This window comes from Shuttleworthella sp. MSX8B (assembly GCF_000524295.1).
GTDB lineage: Bacteria > Bacillota > Clostridia > Lachnospirales > Lachnospiraceae > Shuttleworthia > Shuttleworthia satelles.
Genome location: NZ_JAQT01000021.1, coordinates 52,025 through 58,956 on the forward strand (window position 1 = coordinate 52,025; position 6,932 = coordinate 58,956).

Consider the following 6,932-nt stretch of genomic DNA (forward strand, 5'->3'; position numbering starts at 1 on the left):
AATATGCGAGCAAACTTCACCCCTGGAGAAGACATGTAAAAGGAGGGATCATGAAATTCTTTATCGACACCGCCAATGTAGACGAGATCAGAAGAGCTGAGGAAATGGGAATCATCCACGGAGTCACGACTAACCCCTCTCTGATCGCCAAAGAGGGCAGGGACTACAGAGAAACCCTGCGGGAGATCTGCGGGATCGTGGACGGGCCGATTTCCGGTGAGGTCAAGGCCACGACCACGGATGCGGAGGGAATGATCCAAGAAGGCAGAGAGATTGCTGCGATTCATAAGAATATGGTGGTCAAGATTCCTATGACGGCAGAGGGACTTAAGGCGATCCGTGTCCTGTCCTCCGAGGGGATTGCGACCAATTGTACCCTGATCTTTACGGCGAACCAGGCTCTTTTAGCTGCCGAGGCAGGGGCGGCCTATGTCTCCCCCTTCCTGGGGAGGTTAGATGATATCTCCGAGCCGGGCGTCCGCCTGATCGAAGACATACAGACCATCTTCGAGAATTACAGCTATGCGACGCAGGTCATCGCCGCGTCGATTCGCACACCGATGCATGTTCATGACTGCGCTCTGCTGGGGGCGGATATCGCCACGGTGCCCTATAAGGTTCTGATGCAGATGGTTTGTCATCCGCTGACGGATGCCGGGATCGCCAAATTTGCCAGAGAGTACACAGATGTATTCGGGGAGTGAGAGGAAATTGGCAGGCAGAAGCTAAAGCAGCTGAGATTCCGGAGAGGGAGAGCTGACCGTTTTGTTTCACATTTATGCCGCGGGGCAGGTGTGACAGGAGGCGGTCAGCTTTTCTCTCGTCTATGACTGTGGAAGGCGTGTAGCGCGTGTGTTTTTCGTTTCGTTGGGGAAGTCAGGGATTCTTCAGGGATTTTCACGGTAAGATTTTCGGCAAGATATTCACGCCGGGAGCCGGGACCATGATTCAAGCACAGTACCGGGGATGCAATTCAAACGCAGTGCCGGGACCGTGATATAAACACAGTCTGCTCTCTTATGCTAAAATAGGATATCTTTACCGAAGAACTGATGTGGCGGGCAGTGCCGGGAACTTTTTATGAAGATCATTCATTGTTCAGACCTCCACCTGGATTCCAGGATGGAGACCAATTTAGACAGCGAGAAGGCCAGGCAGAGGAGAGAGGAGCTCTTTGCCTCTTATGAGGGCATGGTGGACTATGCCGAAAAAGAGGGGGCGCGAGCCATTCTGATCGCGGGGGACATGTTTGACCGGGCGCATCTGCGGCGGGCCGTACGCAACCGGGTGCTGGAGCCGATGGAGTCACATCCCGATATTGATTTTTTCTATCTGCGGGGCAACCACGACAATTCAGATTTCCTGGCAGGCCTGGATGAAGAGGAGATCCCGGCCAATCTTAAGATCTTTACGGACAAGGGCTGGAGAAGCTATGAATATGGAGATCTGGTCATCAGCGGAGCAGAGCTGTCCGCAGAAAATGTCAGATCGATGCCAGCGCGTCTGGAGTTAGATCCCGGGAAGATCAATATCGTTATGCTCCATGGACAGACCCAGGACTATCAGGGGACCAATCCTGCCGAGGAGGTCCTTCTTCCGGCCTATCGGGGCAAGGGAATTGACTATCTGGCGCTGGGGCACATTCACAGCTTTCGTCAGGGACAACTGGATGAGCGCGGCATTTACTGCTACAGCGGTTGCCTGGAGGGCAGAGGCTTTGACGAGTGCGGCCCCAAGGGCTTTGTCCTCATTGAGATCTCGGATGGGAAACTGACGAGCGATTTTATTCCATTTGCCAGAAGGCAACTGCATGAGATTGTGGTGGAGCTGGCGCCTGAGGACAGCATGCTGCAGGTTATGTCCAAGAGTGACAGGGCCCTGAGGAATATCCCGGAGAAGGATCTGGTCAAGCTGGTCTTCACCGGTCATATCAGTATGGATCTGGAGCTGGATACGGACCGGGTCCTGAGGCGTTTTGTCAGTCGCTTTTTTTTCATCAAGGCCGTGGATCAGACCAGAACGCAGATTGATTTCGAATCCTACCTCAATGACCGCACCATTAAGGGGGAGTTTGTCCGCCTCATGCGAAAGAGCGACCTGTCAGAGGAGGATAAGGAGAGGGTAACCCGCCTTGGAATGAAAGCGTTGATCGGAGAGGAGCTTGAAGAATGAGGTTGATTTCCTGTTATATTGCCGGGTTTGGAACCATCCGGGATCGAAACTTCATATTTAAGCCCGGTCTCAATGCGATTCTGGAAGAAAATGGCTGGGGGAAGACGACATTTTGCGTTTTCCTCAAGGCTATGTTCTATGGGATGGAATATTCCAAGGGGACGAAGACACTGCATGAGAGGCAGAAGTATGAGCCCTGGGACGGGGGAAGCTACGGGGGATCCCTGGTCTTTGCGACGGGGGGAAAGGAGTACCGAATCGAGCGCAGCTTCGGTCGCACGGACAAGTCAGACCGCTTTTCTTTGATTGATCTCTCCACCAATCAGCAATCCAGCGATTTTTCCGATCAGATCGGGGAGGAGCTTTTTTCCGTTGACCGGGAATCCTTCGAGAAATCTATTTTCGTCCCGCAAAATGCCCTGGATACCGGAATTACAGATTCGATGAACGCGCATATGGGCAGGGGAAGCCGCGTGAACCGGGATGACGTCACACATTTCGAGGAGGCGATCGCCAGTATCGAAAATCAGATCCGGGATTACAATCGCAATTCCAAGACCAATACCGGCAGACTGCGCCTTCTCCAGCAAAAGATCTCTCTCAAGCAGGAACTGGCGGATCGGATTCCCGCGACCCAGGAGGCTGCCCGCGCCGCTGAGGGGAGGCTGCTTGAGAAGAAGAGTCAGCTGCATCAGCTGGAGGAACAGAAGAAGGCCTTAAATGACAGAGTGACAGAGCAGGTAAAAAGAGAGCAGGCCCTGGGAGCTTTCCGTCAGAAGCGGCAGCAGCTGGCAGAGAGTGAGAAGGAGCTGGAGAAATATCAGACCTTTTTTGCAAAGGGGATTCCAAGTCCGGAGACCATGGAAGAGGTCACGGATGCGGATCACCAGCTGGCTGTGCGGGGGAAGGAACTGGAGGAGCTGCGGGCGAAAGTGCCGAAGGAGGCTTACGTCACGGACCTCATGAAGCTCTTTCCGGAGGAAATACCGACGCCGGGGCAGTTCGCGGCATGGAGCCGGGAGGCGGCACACCTGAAAGACTTGCGCATACAGCAGTCCTATGCCGTCATGTCGGAGGAAGATCGGGAACAATTGGCAGAGCTGCGCGAATACTTTTTGGTCAAGAACCCCAGCCGTGAGGAGCTGGATCTGATTTCCAGCGAAATCAACAATCTTGCAAGCTGCACCGGCCGGGTCAGCGAGTTGACGAAACAGTCGGAGGAGCTGGAGCGGAGCAGAGAGGAGAAGATTGCGGATCGACACTCGGAGTCGGGCTTCGGTCTCAGCCTGGTTACAGGCCTGATTGCTCTGGTTCTGGTCCTGGGAGGGGGGGCCTTTTTGACGCTCTACGCATCCGATGGAGGCTTCCTCCGCCAGATCTTAGGGCTTGTGTTTGTAGGGGCGGCAGTTGTCGTCGCAGTTGGCGGCTTCAGCGGTCAGAGGAGACGGCAGAGCGCTTATCAGCAGGTTTTGTCTGATTTGGATCAGGAGATTGAGCAGGCCAGGGAGGAGAGGCAGGAAGCAGTCAAACGAAGGGATGCCTCACGCAAGATCTGCATTGATTTTCTGTCTCTCTTTCCGGAGGACGAGCAAAGCATGCAGCAGCATCTGACCGAGATTCGGATCAAGAAGGAGAATTTTGACCGATTGACGGCCGCGGAGGCCAGGGCCATCGATAATTCGGCCGGGGCCGTGGAGGAGCTGGCCAATGCCTCCATGCGGCTCTATACGCAGCTGCAGCCCTATGCGGATTCTTATGAAATGGATCTCTACCATGAATTTAATGAAGAGGCTCTGCTGCAGCGACTTCAGGAGGATGCCCAGGCCTACCGGGATTATGTGACTGCCAGGGGACAGGTGGAGAATCTGGAGGAACAGGTGATGGGATGGCGCAAATCTATCGGTGATTTTCTGGCGGATTACCCCCTGACAGAGAAGAGCCGGCATGAGCGCATCGCCCAGATCCGCCGCAATATGGACCGCCTGGCAGACCTCACCGATCGCGTGGAAGAGCTGCGCAAGGAGGTGAGCGAGGAAGAGGGGGAAGTGATACAAGTCAGCGAAGGGCAGTCCGTAGAAGAGATGCAGAGAGAACAGGCTCTTTTGGACGCGTCAGTGGTCGAACTGACTCAGGTTATCAGTGAGCTGAAGGATGACTGGACCAATCTGCTGGAGGAACTGCAGGATTATGAGGAGGCCGGAGATGAGGCCCGCGACTTAAGAGAGCAGGAGACGGTAATGCTGGATAATGTCCGCATCCTGGAGCTGACAAGAGATTACCTGAACAGGGCCAGAGAATCTTATCTGGCCCGCTATATGGGTCCCCTGCAGGACAATATGCAGGGCTATCTCGAGATCCTGGGAGGCAGGGCTATGGCAGAGCGGCCGGAGCGCTTCACCCTGGACATTGATCTGAATCCAAAGTTGATCTACAAGGAACAGCAGAAGCGGGGAGAATTCCTCTCCGCAGGCTATCATGATCTGATTGCCCTTGCCGCGCGTTTTGCCCTGGTTGACACAATTTTCTCCAAGGACCAGCCCATGGTGATTTTAGATGACCCCTTCAATAATCTTGATCAGGACAAGGTGAAAAGAGCGCTGGCCTTTCTCGGACAGATCGCCGGCCGGCGCCAGCTGATCTACCTGACCTGCCATCCCAGCCGTATGCCCGCTGAGAATGGAACCGTTCCCTTTTGATTGACACCGGGTCAGTCATCTCATACAATATGGAGCATGTGCCAAGCACAGGGCCCAGTTAGCTCAGTTGGTAGAGCAGCGGACTGAAAATCCGCGTGTCTCTGGTTCGATTCCGGAACTGGGCACATGCGGGTGTAGTTCAATGGTAGAACACCAGCCTTCCAAGCTGGATACGTGGGTTCGATTCCCATCACCCGCTCTCATGGCGTATCTTCTGACACAGGGAGATGCGCCTTTTTCTTGCAGGTGTCAGGTGCGAAGAGCGTCTTCTTGATGGATCATTAAAACAGAGACGCTTCTGTGCGGATGGAGATGTTATGGTTCGAGAGAAAAATGCGCCAATTGCAGTCTTTGATTCGGGGATGGGGGGGATCAGCGTCTTAAGGGAACTGGTCAAGCTCATGCCCAGGGAGGACTTTCTCTATTTCGGCGATTCGAAGAATGCGCCTTATGGCACGCGGGAGCTTCCGGAGATTCAGGAACTGACGATCAGAAATATTCAGCATCTGATGAATCGGGGATGCAAGGCTGTCGCAGTGGCCTGCAACACAGCGACTTCCGCAGCGGTTCGCAAGCTAAGAGAGATGTACCCGAATTTTCCGATCGTGGGAATTGAGCCTGCGGTTAAGCCTGCCTGTATGGAGAATCCGGGTGGGAAGGTCTTAGTCATGGCGACGCCGATGACGGTTCGTCTGGGAAAGCTCCACCTGCTCTGTGAGCGCTTTCGCCATGTAGCTGAGATAGAGACCCTGTCCTGCCCGGGGCTCATGGAGTTCGTCGAGGAGGGGAGAGACCAGACACCGGAGCTGATGCATTTTCTGGAGGAGCTTCTTGCGCCCTATCGTGATGTGGACGCAGTTGTTCTGGGCTGTACCCACTATCCCTTTGTGCGCAAACAGGTTCAGGAGCTGATGGGAGATTCGGTCAAGATCTATGATGGGGCGGCCGGGACAGCGAGAGAGCTTCTGCGGCGGATTCGGCTTGAAGATTTAGAGACGGAGAGTAAGGAACTGGGCTCAGTCATTTTCGAAAACAGTGACCCGACGGAAGAGCGGATGGAGCGAATGAAGAATCTCTTTCGCCGGGAGGAGTAAATTGTACGTACTGCAGAGGGAGCTTGATTTTGCTCTTGATCCTGCTGATCGGCGTGGGCATAGGACCCGGGAGAATTTCTATAAGAACCAGACGGCCTCTCTGGTTGAAGAGATGGCGTCCGCCCCGGCGGACAGGATGGAGACGACATCCTCTTTATCTGAGACCAGTCCTCCGCAGATGAGAGGGAGTTTGATCTGGCTCTTGATCCTGCTGATCAGCTTGGGCATGGGGCCCGGGAGAATTTCGATGACATCCGGTCTGGCGGTGGGGAGCTGGCGGAGAATGGAATCATAGGCCATGGAGTCGATCAGGAAGAAGCGCATGACGGTTGCCAGCCCCAGCTCTCTGGCATGGGAGATGAGATTTGCCTTAGTGGAGATAATCCCATCCGCGTCTGTATAGGTCTTGATGAAGTCTACGGCAATTTCTTTGGCCTGAAGCCCATGGATCAGATCGATGTGAACCATGGCCATCTTACCGGCCTCCTTGATTTGGGCGACAATGCGGGGGATGGAGATCAGATCTCCATAGAGAATAAAGATAATCCGGCTGTCTGTGGCAAGGCAGTGGGACAGACCGTCATCATCCTTGATGGCGGCAATGATCGGTGAGGCTTCAATCGCATCCGAGAATTCTCGATTCATATAAACTCCCCCTTCCAAGGGCCTGTGTCATTATAGTCTCATTATATGATTCGCTCGTTAAAAGTCGACCAGAGATTGTCCTGTCACTCTAGCTCTATCATCTGCGCTTGTCGCGAAAAAGCAAGCAGGCTCTGATTTGAGTTATAGGACAAAATGTGTTGATGAAAACCCCTACAAGCCCTTGTAAATAAAGGGCTTGTAGGGGTTCAATCTTTTTTCAGGGAACTTTGAGGGTGGACAAAATGTGTTGATATAAAGCGCCTCAAACCCCTGTGTATGGTGTGCATCCCGTCAAGTAGACAATTGAAAAACAAAAAAGTTTTCC

General features: G+C 53.7%; 5 protein-coding genes and 2 tRNA genes. 6 read left to right on the top strand and 1 reads right to left on the bottom strand.

From position 1 onward, the window contains the following. Positions 1–50 precede the first annotated feature (50 nt). The 6 genes from fsa to murI all read left to right on the top strand — a co-directional run bounded on the left by fsa (position 51) and on the right by murI (position 5,962). Positions 51–704: a fructose-6-phosphate aldolase gene (fsa, locus tag HMPREF1508_RS05650; protein WP_044960229.1), complete on the top strand. Its 654-nt coding sequence runs from the start codon at positions 51–53 to the stop codon at positions 702–704. Between the two features lie 376 nt (positions 705–1,080). Then, positions 1,081–2,172 (top strand): metallophosphoesterase family protein, encoded by a 1,092-nt coding sequence (locus HMPREF1508_RS05655; protein WP_044960231.1) that lies wholly within the window; start codon positions 1,081–1,083, stop codon positions 2,170–2,172. Continuing rightward, positions 2,169–4,868, top strand: coding sequence for an AAA family ATPase (locus HMPREF1508_RS05660; protein ID WP_044960233.1), 2,700 nt, complete (start codon positions 2,169–2,171; stop codon positions 4,866–4,868). Before HMPREF1508_RS05655 ends, HMPREF1508_RS05660 begins: the two co-directional genes overlap by 4 nt. Before the next feature lie 52 nt (positions 4,869–4,920). Then, positions 4,921–4,993: transfer RNA gene (locus HMPREF1508_RS05665), tRNA-Phe, on the top strand. 3 nt (positions 4,994–4,996) lie between these two features. Then, positions 4,997–5,067 (top strand) — tRNA-Gly (locus tag HMPREF1508_RS05670). Positions 5,068–5,185: 118 nt separating this feature from the next. Continuing rightward, positions 5,186–5,962: a glutamate racemase gene (gene murI, locus HMPREF1508_RS05675; RefSeq protein WP_044960235.1), complete on the top strand. Its 777-nt coding sequence runs from the start codon at positions 5,186–5,188 to the stop codon at positions 5,960–5,962. Between the two features lie 78 nt (positions 5,963–6,040). Here murI and HMPREF1508_RS05680 read toward each other — a convergent pair whose 3' ends face one another. Beyond that, the gene (locus HMPREF1508_RS05680; RefSeq protein WP_044960237.1) at positions 6,041–6,607 is read right to left on the bottom strand and encodes a glycerol-3-phosphate responsive antiterminator; all 567 of its coding nucleotides are present in this window, start codon (positions 6,605–6,607) and stop codon (positions 6,041–6,043) included. Positions 6,608–6,932: the final 325 nt, after the last annotated feature.